2 protein-coding genes are annotated in these 18,144 nt (G+C 45.9%); both read right to left on the bottom strand.

Annotated features, from left to right (window positions below; genetic code table 11):
• Window positions 1-7,795: beta strand repeat-containing protein (locus GO495_RS28620; RefSeq protein ID WP_157303369.1), on the bottom strand; the 7,795-nt coding region annotated here is incomplete at its 3' end.
• Window positions 7,796-8,118: 323 nt separating this feature from the next.
• On the bottom strand, window positions 8,119-17,775 hold the full coding sequence (locus GO495_RS28615; protein ID WP_157303368.1) for a T9SS type B sorting domain-containing protein: 9,657 nt from the start codon (window positions 17,773-17,775) through the stop codon (window positions 8,119-8,121).
• Window positions 17,776-18,144 lie beyond the last annotated feature (369 nt).

Genomic DNA, 18,144 nt, shown 5'->3' with positions numbered 1-18,144 from the left:
GGATCACGGTGCTGTTACCACATTCATCTTTGGCTGTCCAGGTACGGATCAGCTGATAGTTGCTGGCACAGGCTCCTGCGATGTTCTGACGGGTCTGTGAGTAAGCGATTTTCACATTGCTGGTAGCACTGCAATTATCGATGGCTTTCAGATTGGTAGCAGGAGCAGGGATGGCATCGCAACTGATGGTGGTATCCGCCGGAGGTATTACGGTGAATGTTGGTCTGGTCGTATCCTGTACTACGATCACCTGAGACATAGTGGTGGTATTACCACAATCGTCCTTAGCTGTCCAGGTACGTGTTAATTTATAATTATTAGAACAGGTGGTTGACAGGAACTCTTTTTTCTGTCCAACGGTAACTGTTACGACAGCTGTACAGTTGTCGGTAGCGGTGACAGTTGGCAGGGCAGGTACCTTATCACAATCTACTGTTACGTTAGCAGGTTGTGGGATAGAGAATACCGGTCTTGACGTATCCTGTACAGTAATTGTTTGTCTGAGTATGGTGGTGTTACCACAGTTATCAGTAGCCACCCATTTGCGGACGATACGATAGTTCTGTTTACATGCACCGGCGATGGTTGCAATTGAATCTATAGGCGTAACCGTGATGATACCAGGAGTACAATTATCAGTAGCGGTGAGGTCTGTTTTAGCAGGTAGCTTATCGCAATCTACGGTGATGTTTGCTGGGGCAGCTGTAGTGAATACAGGTGGTGTTAAGTCTTTCACCGTAACGGTCTGTCTTAAGGTATCACTCACATTACCACAGGCATCAGCGATCACCCATTTACGGATCAGCAGGTAATTGCTGGTACAAGCACCCGGAATATCCTGTCTTACTTCGCTCGGTACAACGGTGAGCATCCCTGCGCAATCATCTTTTGCGGTCAGGTTTACAGCAGCAGGTACCTTATCACAATCAACGGTTACGTTAGCAGGAGCTGCGGTGGTAAATACCGGAGCCGTTCTGTCTACCACCGTAATGGTCTGTTGTGCAGAAGTGGTTAATCCGCAACGGTCAGTAGCTGTCCATGTACGTTTGATGGTTGTTGTACAGGCATCTACCACAGTTGTTACATCAGCAGAAGTTACGGTCAGCACTTCTGTACTGTAAGGAGCATGGCTGAAGGTAGGCGTACCAAAGAGTGTCGTGTAATCTTTACCCTGGATACAATCTGTTGTGATAGCAGCAGGTACGGTTACCACTACTGGTGGTTTGGTGATCAGCTGTAATTTTACTGATTTGCTGGTATCAGCTACACATCCACCGGAAGTCACTACCCGTTTAAACCAGGTGGTGACAGCTATTACACCAGGTGAATACGTGTTGTTAGTTGCCCCTGCAATAGAAGCATAGTTGGTACTGTCAGTACTGATGATCCACTGGTAGGTGTATGTTCCTTTACCACCACTTATAGCGCCACCTGTGAGAGTAGCAGGTGTTTCAGTAGCACACAACGTTTGGTCAGCCGTAATGGTGTTACCCAGGATCGGACCGAAGTTCGTGAGTGTTACATTGGAAGAAGTGGTACATGTTAAGTTAGCAATAGTCCATGTCAGTGTAGCAGTCACACCGGCAGGTACATTTATTACTGCATTTGGTTTATGGATTTCTGTAGCAGCAATCTTCACAGAAGCAGGTGACAGAACGGTCCATGTACCAATAGCAGACGGCAGATCAGGCGTGTTACCAGCCAGGATGAAGATAGGATCTCCGCAATGTTCCTGTGCAGTACCCGCATCCGCATCTACTGCTTTTTGTGCGTTTCTGAGAACAACGGTATCTGTTGAAGTACACAAACCATTAGTGATGGTCCATACCAGGTAAGCAGAGTCACCGGTGGCAACTGTTACAGCTGATGTAGGACTGGTTGGTGTAGCAATCGTACCTGTTCCTTTTACCAGTGTCCATACGCCTGTACCCAGCGTCGGTGTATTAGCTGCCAGTGTAAAGTTTGGATCCACACAATGTCCCTGGTCAGGACCAGCAACTGCTTGTATTTTCTGTGCATTGCTCAGGATAATATCATCACTGGTTGTACAAACACCGTTTGTGATGGTCCATCTTAATGTAGCCGTATTACCAGCTTTTACAAAAATGGTGCTTACTTCACTCGAAGGAGTAGTGATAGTCGCCGTACCTGAAACGATTGTCCATGTTCCTGTACCCAAAGTAGCTTTATTGGCTGCCATGGTAAACAGGGAATCATTACAATGAGACAGATCTGGTCCGGCTGCTGCGTTAGCAGGCTTCATATAATTGGTCAGTACGACAGTCGTTGAAGACGCGGCACATGTTCCATTAGAAATCGTCCACTGCAGGGTAGCTGTTTTACCAGCTAATACGAACACAGTACTTGTAGGACTGGTTGGTGTTGTGATAGTAGCAGTACCCGAAACAATTGTCCATAATCCTGTTCCAACTGTTGGCGCATTAGCCGCCATGGTGAACAGAGAATCAGAACAATGTGATTGAGCAGGACCAGCAACAGATGTTGTTGGTGTAGCGTAGTTCGTTAACACTACATCATCTGTTGTTATACAAGTTCCGTTGGTGATTGTCCATCTCAGAGTAGCGGTAGCACCTGTCGCAACCGTTACTGCAGAAGTAGCACTGGCAGGTGTTGTGATGGTGGCAGCACCTGAAACCACTGTCCATAAACCTGATCCGGTGGCAGGTGTGTTAGCCGCCATGGTGAAAGCAGGTGTAGCACAATGGGTCTGGTCAGCACCAGCAGTAGCCTGGATATTTTTGTTGTTGGTTAGAACAAGAGTCGTTGAAGATGGCGTACATGTACCATTGGAAATGGTCCACTGCAGCGTAGCGGTGTTACCCGCTAATACGAACACAGTACTTGTAGGACTGGCAGGTGTTGTGATAGTTGCAGTACCTGAAACAATTGTCCATAATCCTGTTCCTACAGTCGGCGTGTTAGCAGCCATGGTGAACAGAGAGTCATTACAATGTGTCTGAGCAGCACCGGCAGCAGAAGTTGTTGGTGTAGCGTAGTTCGTTAACACTACATCGTCAGTTGTTGTACAATTTCCGTTGGTGATGGTCCAGCGTAAGGTAGCGGTAGCACCTGTAGCAACCGTCACAGCCGAAGTAGCACTGGCAGGTGTAGTGATGGTAGCAGCACCTGAAACCAGTGTCCATAAACCTGATCCTGTGGCAGGCGTGTTAGCCGCCATAGTGAAGGCAGGTGTAGCACAATGGTTCTGGTCAGCACCAGCAGTAGCCTGTATCTTCTTATTATTTGTCAGTACAACATCATCTGTTAATACGCAGGCTCCGTTAGTGATGGTCCAGCGTAAGGTAGCAGTGTTACCAGCTAACACGAAGACAGTACTTGTAGGACTGGCAGGTGTTGTGATGGTAGCAGTACCTGAAAGGATGGTCCATACACCAGCACCCAGACTAGCAGGAGTAGCTGCCATTGTAAACAGGGAGTCTGAGCAATGTGTCTGGTCTGGAGCCGGAGTGATTGGCGTTGGCGCAGCGCTATTGGTCAGAACAACAGTCGTTGAAGACGCGGCACATGTTCCATTGGAAATGGTCCACTGCAGGGTAGCTGTTTTACCAGCTAATACAAAGACAGTCGTGGTAGGACTGGTTGGTGTTGTGATAGTAGCAGTACCCGAAACAATTGTCCATAATCCTGTTCCAACAGTTGGCGTATTAGCCGCCATGGTGAACAGAGAATCAGAACAATGTGATTGATTAGAACCAGCAACCGAAGTGGTTGGTGTAGCGTAGTTCGTTAACACTACATCATCTGTTGTTGTACAATTACCGTTGGTGATTGTCCATCTCAGAGTAGCGGTAGCACCTGTCGCAACCGTTACTGCAGAAGTAGCACTTGCAGGTGTTGTGATGGTGGCAGCACCTGAAACCACTGTCCATAAACCTGATCCGGTGGCAGGTGTGTTAGCCGCCATGGTGAAAGCAGGTGTAGCGCAATGATTCTGGTCAGCACCAGCAGTAGCCTGGATATTTTTGTTATTGGTAAGAACAAGAGTCGTTGAAGAAGGCGTACATGTACCATTGGAAATGGTCCACTGCAGCGTAGCACTGTTACCCGCTAACACGAAGACAGTACTTGTAGGACTGGCAGGTGTTGTGATAGTAGCAGTACCTGAAACAATTGTCCATAATCCTGTTCCTACTGTTGGCGTGTTAGCAGCCATGGTGAACAGAGAGTCATTACAATGTGTCTGAGCAGCACCGGCAGCAGAAGTTGTTGGTGTAGCGTAGTTCGTTAACACTACATCGTCAGTTGTTGTACAACTTCCGTTAGTGATGGTCCAGCGTAAGGTAGCGGTAGCGCCTGTAGCAACCGTCACTGTCGAAGTAGCACTCGCAGGAGTTGTGATGGTGGCAGCACCTGAAATCACTGTCCATAAGCCTGATCCGGTAGCAGGGGTATTAGCTGCCATGGTGAAGGCAGGTGTAGCGCAATGGTTCTGATCAGCACCGGCATTAGCCTGGATATTTTTATAGTTGGTCAGTACGATATCATCATTGGATGTACAAACACCATTTGTGATCGTCCATCTTAGTGTAGCAGTATTACCAGCCTTTACAAAGATGGTGCTGACTTCACTTGAAGAAGTAGTGATAGTCGCTGTTCCGGAAACGATTGTCCATACACCTGCACCAGCGGTAGCTTTATTAGCAGCCATGGTAAACAGGGAATCATTACAATGAGACTGATCAGGACCAGCGGCAGCAGCGGCAGGTTTGGTATATACAGTTACTGTTCCGCTTGCGCAGGTAGTATTTCCGCAGGTACCTTCTGCTCTTACATAATAAGTAGTAGTAGCAGCGATACCATGAACAGCGATAGAAGCACCGCTGTCGATAGGTGTACCACCACATGCTCCTTTATACCATTTCCATTTTGCATCCGGTGTAACACCATCTGCTTTCTTTCCAAGGTCACCACCTACAACGGTGAGTATGGTACTACCTGTATCGCAAATACTGGGCGTACCAACGGTCACGCCAGTAGGAGCAGTTGGAGGAGAAGAAATGTTTAAAGAGAAAGGAATATCTGTCGTACATCCAGGGTTGGCAGTAGCCACCGTAAGGATGAAGTTATAAGTATTAGGAGCAGGTAATGTACCTGTTGGGTAAGTAACGGTGATAGGCCATACAAGCGTATCGGTCATTGTTACAAAACCAGGCAGGGCAGGGGTACCCGCTTTCAGCACATATTTAGTTGGTGCACCTGTTGTTGATAATGTATCCACATTAAAGGTACCCGCAGAACTACAGATAGTGAGAGGCGCTTTCAGTACAGCAGATGGAGGAGCTGTTTTGTGTAAGGTAACAGTCGCCACGTTACCTGCGCAACCGGCAGCATTGGTAATGGCCCATGTTAATACTACATCTTGTATACCAGCAACAGTAACGGTTGTAGTAGGAGAGGTAGCATCTGCAATTGTAGCTACACCAGATACCAGTGTCCATTTACCGCTTTCCGCAGCAGGACCAGTTAATGTAAGGTCAGGAGCAGAAGCTGCCATCGTGAATACATTCGAGCTACCGCACTGTGTCTGATCCGGACCAGCATCGCTGTAGGTAGGATTGTTCACCAGGGAGAGGGTATCTGTAGAAGTGATCTTACAGTTTCCGTTAGCCACCGGCTGGGCCGTCCAACCGATTACCACCGTACTACCATATGGCATACTCACTTTGGTATTCATCTTGGCAGGATTATAGATCTTGACATAGTCATCGATCGTTTCACCTGGTTGAAGATCAATACCTGTATAAGATACAATAGACCATGAACCGATTACACCAGCCTGCGTAGAATCCGGCAGGTTGAATACCCCAGTCGGGTTTGCACTGGAGCAGTTTATGATCGGCGGGAACTTGATCTTAGGTGGTGTTTGCGTAATGATAACCCTTAGAGGGGCCGATTCGACCTCACAGGTCCCGGACCTCACCATCACAGAATAAATACTATCCGCCAATGATCCGGGTTGGACCTCAATATCAGTGGCACCATTCCACTCAGGCATTAATGTAGTATCTATTGCAGTACCATGAGAACCATGATACCACCTGATCTCCATACCAGCCAGTGCTTTATTGATTTTGTAATCCACTACATCTCCCAGACAGATAGCTGTTGTAGAAGGAGCTACTTCGACGATGGGCTTATCATCTACCTTAATATAAGCTGTATTGGAGTCTTTACAGGTTTTTCCACCTCCTTCTCCATAGTACACGAAACCGTATACCATGATTGTGGTGTCTGGTGGCACCAGTGTAATTTGTCGGGTTGCCCCTACATATCCCGGAAGATCTCTCCACTCAAATCTGTCGAAACCGCCCGATGCCTCTAACTCCACAACAGCACCCGCACAAACCTGGCTCTTGGTAAGAGACAGGATAGGCATTGGTAAGATCGTAATCTTGATAGGACTTGAAGGGTTCGCACAACCCAATGAATCGGCAATGCCTTTTTCATATACACGAACGCGGAAAAGGTAGTCTGCTGCTACCGTTTTAGTACCTTTTAATGCTCCCGCAGGGATCTTCAGTAAAGAATCCCTGGCTGTACCATAAGGCACATTAAACCAGGAGACACCGTTATCATCACTCATTTCCCATTGATAGACAGGAACTTTAAAATAACCAACAGGTAATATAGAAGAGGTTAATGTATCCGGAGTCCCTTCACACAATACTTCTTTCAGATTGGTATTACTACCTACCAGACCAGCTGTAATAATAGGACTACAATAAGTAAAACTGATGTCATCGATCGCAATATCATTGCCACAACCACCGGGTTTATTATTAATAATACGTACTAATACATCCGTCACACCGGCCGGAATAGTAAATTGTCCACCATAACGCTGCCATTTATAATTAGAGGAAGGGAGCATCATAGATACCGCATATGTTCTGAACTTTGCCAGTTCAACGGTTGGATTATTCGCGTCTACTACCTGGAAGGTCACACCTGCATATTGATAAGCACTGAGGCAAAGAGATTCAAATGAATTTTCAATATTAACGTTCAGGAACCATGCACTGAAATTATAAACAGAACCACTACATAAGCCGGTTACCTTTTTCTCATACATCTTACTTGGGTTATAGGCCGAGTTCACAACCAGCATAGCACCATTTGTATTACCGGTATGATCAGGTTTGTCTAACCAGTTACTTTTTTGCTTGGTAGTAGCACTAATTGCATAATATTCATCCACTAAATCACCGGTGGGTTGATAAGTGTATTGTATAACGCCAGCAACCGGGTAAGGCCGGCGAGCTACGCCTGGAGCCATTGTACCGAAATCCTCATTGAAGCCTGCCATTACAGCGTATCCACCATTACAGGTATTAATTGTACAGTCTACGGCTACTATTTTTTGAGTAACACTGGATGTTTTGGTTACCCCGCCTGAAACATAAGTAATTGATGCCGTAAACGTATAAGTACCCGGTACCAGAAACTCCAATGTCAGTGATCTTGAATTTACTAATTTGGTAGCCTTTACCGGAGAAGGGTTAGCAGAGTACAATATATTATAATCCGCATCTGTCCCTCCAGGAGTAGTAATTGTCCATACGGGTAACTGTACACTGGAAGTAGTACCTCCACTCAAAGAAGCATTTACACTCGTGAATTTAGCCTGATCCGATGTACTGTTGGTCGTCGACATACAAACCGTATCAGGTATGTTTATATGGGTCGTCTGAGCCTGCACCATGCCAAGTACACAGAATATGCAGAGAATTAATAGCGTTACGAACTTTCTCATTGTCCAATTATTTATTAAAAAGGTATCAGGTTCTGAATATTAGGTATCATATTCATTTCCTGATTTATGGTTTTTCTAATGAAAAGATCTTCTAAACCTTTATCGATATGGCATTTCGGAAGAATGAAAGCTTTTCACAGGTTAGATTAATTACTATTGATAATGGTTAAAGTCGCAATATATTAACATTAAAGGTAAATATAATATACTAAATATAAAAGATGTGTTTATGATTTAATGTAAATAAATGAATAGAAAGTCCTTATAACAAAAAAGCGCCCCGGGAAATCCGGGGCGCCTTGCCTATTTGTATTTTACACTTCTTATCGGATAACGGTTATTTCACCTTTCACTACATTAACAGGTCCGCCCATTAATTTCTTGTAGCTCAGCATCCACACATATGTTCCGTTGTCTACCAATCTTCCGCCATACTTACCATTCCATCCGGTCTGGGAGTCTTTGCTGATGAAGATCATTTCACCCCAACGGTTGTAGATACGTAAGTCGTAATCATACATCGGGCCGTTAACAATCGGTTTGAACGTATCGTTGTTACCGTCGCCATTTGGTGTGAAGGCATTCGGGAACTGTGGTCTCGGATCACAGTCTTTAAATGTTACAGCTATCTGGTCTGTAGCTGTACCACAATCATTGTAGACTGTTACTGAGTAATAACCGGACACAGTTACCGGGTAAGTTGGTGTGGTGGCACCATCCTGCCATTTGATACTGTTACCTGTTCCCGCGTTTACCGTCAGGGTCAGTGTCTGGCCTTTACACAAGGTAGTGTCATTACCCAGCAGCACCGCAGGGATACCTGCTACATTTACACTCACACTATCCATCGTGATCTTAGAACAGAACTTATCCATTACAGAGATGGTGTACTTACCAGGTTGTGTGATTTCTTTCACCGGATTGGTATCTCCATCATTCCAGAGGTAGGAGATCGCATCCGGATTAGATCCGTCTACCACTACACGACCACCGATACAGATGTCTCTGTCTGGTCCCAGGTCAATAACGATCGCTGGTTTCTGTGCTACTTTCACCGTATCATTTACGATACAACCGCTGCGTGTTACCGTTACCCAGTAATCACCCGGTTTAGACACTACAATTGAGTTCGTCGTTTCTCCGCTTAACCATTTCACTGTTCCACCATCAGGATTAACCGTGAGCATCACTGTTTCATCAGGACAGATAGTGGTATCGCTTGTTAATGTTACCACAGGAGCAGGGTTGGCGGTTACGGTCACGGTATCTGAAGCGGTACAACCACCTACTGTTACATCTACCCAGTACATGTTAGACTGGCTTACGGTGATGGAAGCGGTGTTATCACCGGTGTTCCACAGGTAAGTACCACCCTGTACATAGGCATTCAGTTTCACTGACTGGCCTTCGCAGATATTAGCATCCGGGATGTTCACTACCGGAGGTGTATTAATCTTCACCTTAATAGAATCAGAAGTCGTACAACCACCATTTGTAACAGTCGCTGTATAAGTAGCGGCACTGGCCACCGTGATCATCTGAGTGGTTTCCCCTGTAGACCAGCGGATGGTATAAGCCGCATTGGCAGCGCCAGCATCCAGGGTGAGGGTGTTACCTGTACAGATAGCGGTGTCATTACCCAGGTCCACTACTGGTTTGGCAGTGTATTGCAGATCGTAAGTCACCGGATCAGATACACAACCCGTTACGCCGTCTGTCACTGTGAAGATAGCCTGTGTAGCCCCTTTCAGATCGAATACGTTGCTGGTCTGTGTCAGCGGTGTGGTGACTGCCGTTGCTGGTGTGATACTTACCAGGGTGAATTTAGGTTTGCTTACTTTGTTTTTCAACAGGATGGCAAACTTGGTATTGTTAGAACAGTTGACAGGCAGGGTAGGGTCCAGTTCCGGTTTAGGACAAGGATTTACCGTGATGGTCTGTACACGTTCTATCGCCTGGTTACCACAAGCATCCGCAATGGTCCATCTTCTGATAATAATATATCCGTTACAGATATCTTTTACATAAGGATCTTCCTTCATCGTAGCCTTCTTAGGGAAGGTAGCATCACAATTATCCCTTGCATACAGGGTAGCAGCAATCTGTATAGATTCTCCACAGTTAACGGTGATGTCTGCCGGAGCAGGATCGATCACCGGTTTGGTGGTATCCACTACCGTGATTACCTGGCGGATCACGGTGCTGTTACCACATTCATCTTTGGCCGTCCAGGTACGGATCAGCTGATAGTTGCTGGCACAAGCTCCTGCGATGTTCTGACGGGTCTGTGAGTAAGCGATTTTCACATTGCTGGTAGCGCTGCAATTATCGATGGCTTTCAGATTGGTAGCAGGAGCAGGGATGGCATCGCAACTGATGGTGGTATCCGCCGGAGGTATTACGGTGAATGCTGGTCTGGTCGTATCCTGTACCACGATCACCTGAGACATAGTGGTGGTATTACCACAATCATCTTTAGCTGTCCAGGTACGTGTTAATTTATAATTATTAGAACAGGTGGTTGACAGGAATTCTTTTTTCTGTCCAACGGTAACTGTTACGACAGCTGTACAGTTGTCGGTAGCGGTGACAGTTGGCAGGGCAGGTACCTTATCGCAATCTACTGTTACGTTAGCAGGTTGTGGGATAGAGAATACCGGTCTTGACGTATCCTGTACAGTAATTGTTTGTCTGAGTATGGTGGTGTTACCACAGTTATCAGTAGCCACCCATTTGCGGACGATACGATAGTTCTGTTTACATGCACCGGCGATGGTTGCAATTGAATCTATAGGCGTAACCGTGATGACACCAGGAGTACAATTATCAGTAGCGGTGAGGTCTGTCTTAGCAGGTACCTTATCGCAATCTACGGTGATGTTTGCTGGGGCAGCTGTAGTGAATACAGGTGGTGTTAAGTCTTTCACCGTAACGGTCTGTCTTAACGTATCACTCACATTACCACAGGCATCAGCGATCACCCATTTACGGATCAGCAGGTAATTGCTGGTACAAGCACCCGGAATATCCTGTCTTACTTCGATCGGTACAACGGTGAGCATCCCTGCGCAATCATCTTTTGCGGTCAGGTTTACAGCAGCAGGTACCTTATCACAATCAACGGTTACGTTAGCAGGAGCTGCGGTGGTAAATACCGGAGCTGTTCTGTCTACCACCGTAATGGTCTGTTGTGCAGAAGTGGTTAATCCGCAACGGTCAGTAGCTGTCCATGTACGTTTGATGGTTGTTGTACAGGCATCTACCACAGTTGTTACATCAGCAGAAGTTACGGTCAGCACTTCTGTACTGTAAGGAGCATGGCTGAAGGTAGGCGTACCAAAGAGTGTAGTGTAATCTTTACCCTGGATACAATCTGTTGTGATAGCAGCAGGTACGGTTACCACTACTGGCGGTTTGGTGATCAGCTGTAATTTTACTGATTTGCTGGTATCAGGTACACATCCACCGGAAGTCACTACCCGTTTAAACCAGGTGGTGACAGCTATTACACCAGGAGAGTAAGAGGTACCGGTAGCCCCTGCAATAGAAGCATAGTTGGTACTGTCAGTACTGATGATCCACTGGTAGGTGTATGTTCCTTTACCACCACTAACCACGCCACCGTTGAGAGTAGCAGGTGTTTCAGTAGCACACAACGTCTGGTCGGCCGTAATGGTGTTACCCAGTATCGGACCGAAGTTAGTGAGTGTTACATTAGAAGAAGTGGTACATGTTAAGTTAGCAATAGTCCATGTCAGTGTAGCAGTCACACCGGCAGGTACATTTATTACTGCATTTGGTTTGTGGATTTCTGTAGCCGCAATCTTCACAGAAGCAGGTGACAGAACGGTCCATGTACCAATAGCAGACGGCAGATCAGGCGTGTTACCAGCCAGGATGAAGATAGGATCTCCGCAATGTTCCTGTGCAGGACCCGCATCCGCATCTACTGCTTTTTGTGCGTTTCTGAGAACAACGGTATCTGTTGAAGTACACAAACCATTAGTGATGGTCCATACCAGGTAAGCAGAGTCACCGGTGGCAACTGTTACGGCTGATGTTGGACTGGTTGGTGTAGCAATTGTACCGGTTCCTTTTACCAGTGTCCATACTGCAGTACCCAGCGTAGGTGTATTAGCTGCCAGTGTAAAGTTTGGATCCACACAATGTCCCTGGTCAGGACCAGCAACTGCTGTCGTTGGTTTGGCATTATTAGTCAGTACAACCGTAGAAGTAGAAGGAGGACATGTACCATTAGAAATGGTCCATTGCAGCGTAGCTGTAGTGCCTGCTTTTACTATGATTGAACTGGTATCACTTGTTGGCGTTCTGATGGTCGCTGTTCCGGAAACTATTGTCCATACACCTTTACCGATGGTTGGCTTGTTAGCCGCCATGATAAACAGGGAGTCATTACAATGTGTCTGAGCAGGACCTGCTACAGAAGGTGTTGGTGTTGCATAGTTCCTTAAAACAACGGTATCAGTTGTTTTACAAAGTCCGTTTGTGATAGTCCACACCAGGTAAGCAGAGTCGCCGGTAGCAACTGTTACTGCTGATGTTGGACTGGCTGGCGTTGTGATAGTACCCGCACCTTTTATTAAGGTCCACACACCTGTTCCTGTACCTGCGCTGTTAGCAGCCAGGGTAAAGGCAGGTGTAGCACAATTATTCTGGTCGGGACCAGCAACAGCCTTGATATTTTTATAGTTGGTCACTACGATATCATCACTGGTTGTACAAACACCATTAGTGATGGTCCAGCGTAAGGTAGCAGTATTACCAGCTAACACGAACACAGTACTTGTCGGACTGGCCGGAGTAGTGATAGTTGCTGTTCCTGAAACGATGGCCCATACACCTGTTCCTACAGAAGCGTTGTTGGCTACCATTGTAAACAGGGAGTCATTACAATGACTCAGATCAGGTCCAGCCGTTGCGGTAGCAGGCTTCACGTAGTTAGTTAATACAACAGTTGAAGAAGAAGCTGTACATGTACCGTTGGAAATAGTCCACTGCAGCGTAGCGGTGTTACCAGCTAACACGAATACAGTACTTGTTGGACTTGCAGGTGTTGTGATAGTAGCTGTACCTGAAACAATTGTCCATAATCCTGTTCCTACAGTTGGTGTGTTAGCAGCCATGGTGAACAGAGAATCAGAACAATGGTTTTGAGCAGGACCGGCAACAGAAGTTGTTGGAGTAGCGTAGTTCGTTAAAACTACATCATCTGTTGTTGTACAATTTCCGTTGGTGATTGTCCAGCGTAAGGTAGCGGTAGCTCCTGTAGCAACAGTCACTGCCGAAGTAGCACTTGCAGGTGTTGTGATGGTGGCAGCACCTGAAACTACTGTCCATAAGCCTGATCCCGTCGCAGGGGTATTAGCTGCCATGATGAAAGCAGGTGTAGCGCAATGATTCTGATCAGCACCGGCATTAGCCTGGATATTTTTATAGTTGGTCAGTACGATATCATCATTGGATGTACAAACACCATTTGTGATCGTCCATCTTAATGTAGCCGTATTACCAGCTTTTACAAAAATGGTGCTTACTTCACTCGAAGGAGTAGTGATAGTTGCCGTACCTGAAACAATTGTCCATGTACCTGTTCCAAAAGTAGCTTTGTTGGCTACCATTGTAAACAGGGAATCATTACAATGAGACAGATCTGGTCCGGCTGCTGCATTAGCAGGCTTCATATAGTTGGTCAGTACAACAGTCATTGAAGAAGGTGTACATGTACCATTGGAAATGGTCCACTGCAGCGTAGCTGTTTTGCCAGCTAACACGAACACAGTACTTGTCGGACTGGTTGGTGTTGTGATAGTAGCAGTACCTGAAACAATTGTCCATAATCCTGTTCCTACTGTTGGCGTATTAGCCGCCATCGTGAACAGAGAATCAGAACAATGAGATTGAGCAGGACCGGCAACAGATGTTGTTGGTGTAGCGTAGTTCGTTAACACTACATCATCTGTTGTTGTACAATTACCGTTGGTGATGGTCCATCTCAGAGTAGCGGTAGCACCTGTCGCAACCGTTACTGCAGAAGTAGCACTTGCAGGTGTTGTGATGGTGGCAGCACCTGAAACCACTGTCCATAAACCTGATCCGGTGGCAGGTGTGTTAGCCGCCATGGTGAAAGCAGGTGTAGCACAATGGGTCTGGTCAGCACCAGCAGTAGCCTGGATATTTTTGTTATTGGTAAGAACAAGAGTCGTTGAAGAAGGCGTACATGTACCATTGGAAATGGTCCACTGCAGCGTAGCGGTGTTACCAGCTAACACGAACACAGTACTTGTAGGACTGGCAGGTGTTGTGATAGTTGCAGTACCTGAAACAATTGTCCATAATCCTGTTCCTACAGTCGGCGTGTTAGCAGCCATGGTGAACAGAGAATCAGAACAATGTGTCTGAGCAGGTCCGGCAACCGATGTTGTTGGTGTAGCGTAGTTCGTTAACACTACATCATCTGTCGTTGTACAACTTCCGTTGGTGATTGTCCATCTCAGGGTAGCAGTAGCACCTGTAGCAACCGTCACAGCCGAAGTAGCACTGGCAGGTGTAGTGATAGTAGCAGCACCTGAAACCACTGTCCATAAGCCTGATCCGGTAGCAGGCGTGTTAGCTGCCATGGTGAAGGCAGGTGTAGCGCAATGGTTCTGATCAGCACCGGCATTAGCCTGGATATTTTTATAGTTGGTCAGTACGATATCATCATTGGATGTACAAACACCATTTGTGATCGTCCATCTTAGTGTAGCAGTATTACCAGCCTTTACAAAGATGGTGCTGACTTCACTTGAAGAAGTAGTGATAGTCGCTGTTCCGGAAACGATTGTCCATACACCTGCACCAGCGGTAGCTTTATTAGCAGCCATGATAAACAGGGAATCATTACAATGAGACTGATCAGGACCAGCGGCAGCAGCGGCAGGTTTGGTATATACAGTTACTGTTCCGCTTGCGCAGGCAGTATTTCCGCAGGTACCTTCTGCTCTTACATAATAAGTAGTAGTAGCAGCGATACCATGAACAGCGATAGAAGCACCGCTGTCGATAGGCGTACCACCACATGCTCCTTTATACCATTTCCATTTTGCATCCGGTGTAACACCATCTGCTTTCTTTCCAAGGTCACCACCTACAACGGTGAGTATGGTACTACCTGTATCGCAAATACTGGGCGTACCAACGGTCACGCCTGTAGGAGCAGTTGGAGGAGAGGAAATGTTTAAAGAGAAAGGAATATCTGTCGTACATCCAGGGTTGGCAGTAGCCACCGTAAGGATGAAGTTATAAGTATTAGGAGCAGGTAATGTACCTGTTGGGTAAGTAACGGTGATAGGCCATACAAGCGTATCGGTCATTGTTACAAAACCAGGCAGGGCAGGGGTACCCGCTTTCAGCACATATTTAGTTGGTGCACCTGTTGTTGATAATGTATCCACATTAAAGGTACCCGCAGAACTACAGATAGTGAGAGGCGCTTTCAGTACAGCAGATGGAGGAGCTGTTTTGTGTAAGGTAACAGTCGCCACGTTACCTGCGCAACCGGCAGCATTGGTAATGGCCCAGGTTAATACTACATCCTGTATCCCAGCCACTGTAACCGTTGTAGTAGGAGAGGTAGCATCTGCAATTGTAGCTACACCAGATACCAGTGTCCATTTACCGCTTTCCGCAGCAGGACCAGTCAATGTAAGATCCGGAGCAGAAGCTGCCATGGTAAAGACATTCGAGGTACCGCACTGTGTCTGATCCGGACCAGCATCGCTGTAGGTAGGATTGTTCACCAGGGAGAGGGTATCTGTAGAAGTGATCTTACAGTTTCCATTAGCAATCGCCTGGGCCGTCCAACCGATTACCACCGTACTACCATATGGCATACTTACTTTGGTATTCATCTTGGCAGGATTATAGATCTTGACATAGTCATCGATCGTTTCACCTGGTTGAAGATCAATACCTGAATAAGATACAATAGACCATGAACCGATTACACCCGCCTGCGTAGAATCCGGCAGGTTGAATACCCCCGTTGTATTAACACTGGAGCAATTTATAATCGGCGGGAACTTGATCTTAGGCGGTGTTTGCGTAATGATAACCCTTAGAGGGGCCGATTCGACCTCACAGGTCCCGGACCTCACCATCACAGAATAAATACTATCCGCCAATGATCCGGGTTGGACCTCAATATCAGTGGCGCCATTCCACTCAGGCATTAATGTAGTATCTATTGCAGTACCATGAGAACCATGATACCACCTGATTTCCGTACCAGCCAGTGCTTTATTGATTTTATAATCCACTACATCTCCCAGACAGATAGCTGTTGTAGAAGGAGCTACATCGACGACGGGCTTATCATCTACCTTAATATAAGCTGTATTGGAGTCTTTACAGGTTTTTCCACCTCCATCTCCATAGAATACGAAACCGTATACCATGATTGTGGTGTCTGGTGGCACCAGTGTAATTTGTCGGGTTGCCCCTACATATCCGGGAAGATCTCTCCATTCAAATCTGTCGAAACCGCCCGATGCCTCTAACTCCACAACAGCACCCGCACAGACCTGGCTCTTGGTAAGGTACAGGATAGGCATTGGTAAGATCGTAATCTTGATAGGACTTGAAGGGTTCGCGCAACCTAATGAATCGGCAATGCCTTTTTCATATACACGAACGCGGAAAAGGTAGTCTGCCGCTACCGTTTTAGTACCTTTTAATGCTCCCGCAGGGATCTTCAGTAAAGAATCCCTTGGCGTACCATAAGGTACATTAAACCAGGAAACCCCGTTGTCATCACTCATTTCCCATTGATAGACAGGAACTTTAAAATAACCAACAGGTAATATAGAAGAGGTTAATGTATCCGGAGTCCCTTCGCACAATACTTCTTTCAGTCCAGTACTACTACCTATCAGACCAGCTGTAATAATAGGACTACAATAAGTAAAACTGATGTCATCGATCGCAATATCATTACCACAACCACCGGGTTGATCATTAATAATACGCACCAATACATCTGTCACACCGGCCGGAATAGTAAATTGTCCACCATAACGCTGCCATTGGGGAGACGTTAAGTTCGGTGATACTGCGTATGTTTTGAAGTTGGCCAATACCCGGGTGGTATCATTAGCGTCCAGTACCCGGAATGTTACACCTGCATATATAAAATTCGTAACACAGTTATTTTCGAATACGCCGATACCATCCAGATCCAGCAACCATGCACTGAAGTTATAAACGGAACCGCTACATAACCCGGTTACCTTTTTTTGATAAAATCTAAGTGGATCAATGGCAGAATTCGCCACCAGCATTGCACCATTGGTATTACCGGTGTGATCTGGCATGGTTACCCATTCGTCTCTCTGGTGAGTAGTATTTGAGATGTTGTACCAGTTATCCGCGAGGCCGTAGGTAGATTGATATCCATACCAGACAACACTATCCACAGGGTATTTCATTCGCACTACTCCTGCTGGCATTGTACCGAAATTTTCATTAAATCCGGCCATAACAGCATAACCACCATTACAGGTGGAGATAGTACAATTTACTGCAACCAGTGTTCTTGTGATAGAAATCGATTTAGTTACACCACCCTGAACATATGTGAATGAAGCCTTAAATGTATACTTACCAGGCACCAGGAACTCAATAGTTAGAGATTTTGTGTTCACTAATTTGGTCGCCTTTACCGGAGAAGCGTTAGCAGAGTACAATATATTATAATCTGCATCCGTTCCACTGGGGGTGGTAATTGTCCATGTAGCCAGAGATATACTTGAAACACCTCCATCGAGGTAAGAGTTAATACTCGTAAATTTGGCCTGATCCGATGTACTGTTGGTCGTCGACATACAAACCGTATCAGGTATGTTTATATGGGTCGTCTGAGCCTGCACTATGCCAAGTGCACAGAACATACAAAGGATTAATAATTGGAGAATCTTTTTCATGCTGCAAACAATATGTGTTAATAAAGTATCAGGTGTCTGGGGATTAAATGTCATTTTCACCGCCTGATTTGTAATGGTTAACCAGCGAAAAATCCTTCCAGACCCTTGTCAGGGTGGCATTTTGAGTTGTGTAAAACGGTTTCATAGGCTCGGTCATTTATATTGATATGGCTAAAAAAAAGTATGATCTTAAAATTAAAATTATAACTAATATAGGAAATATAAAAAATGTGTATATATCTTAAGGTGATTAATGGAAGGATAACATTAGGTAGAGGGGTAGGGATAATTTGATAGTCAGTAACTTAAACTGTTCAAAAAAAGATCAAAAAAAATATTTTAAAGTTATCCACATAGCAAAGGCGTTAA

The organism is Chitinophaga oryziterrae (assembly GCF_009758125.1).
Classification (GTDB): Bacteria; Bacteroidota; Bacteroidia; order Chitinophagales; family Chitinophagaceae; genus Chitinophaga; species Chitinophaga oryziterrae.
This window is presented reverse-complemented; position numbering and strand designations above follow the sequence as displayed.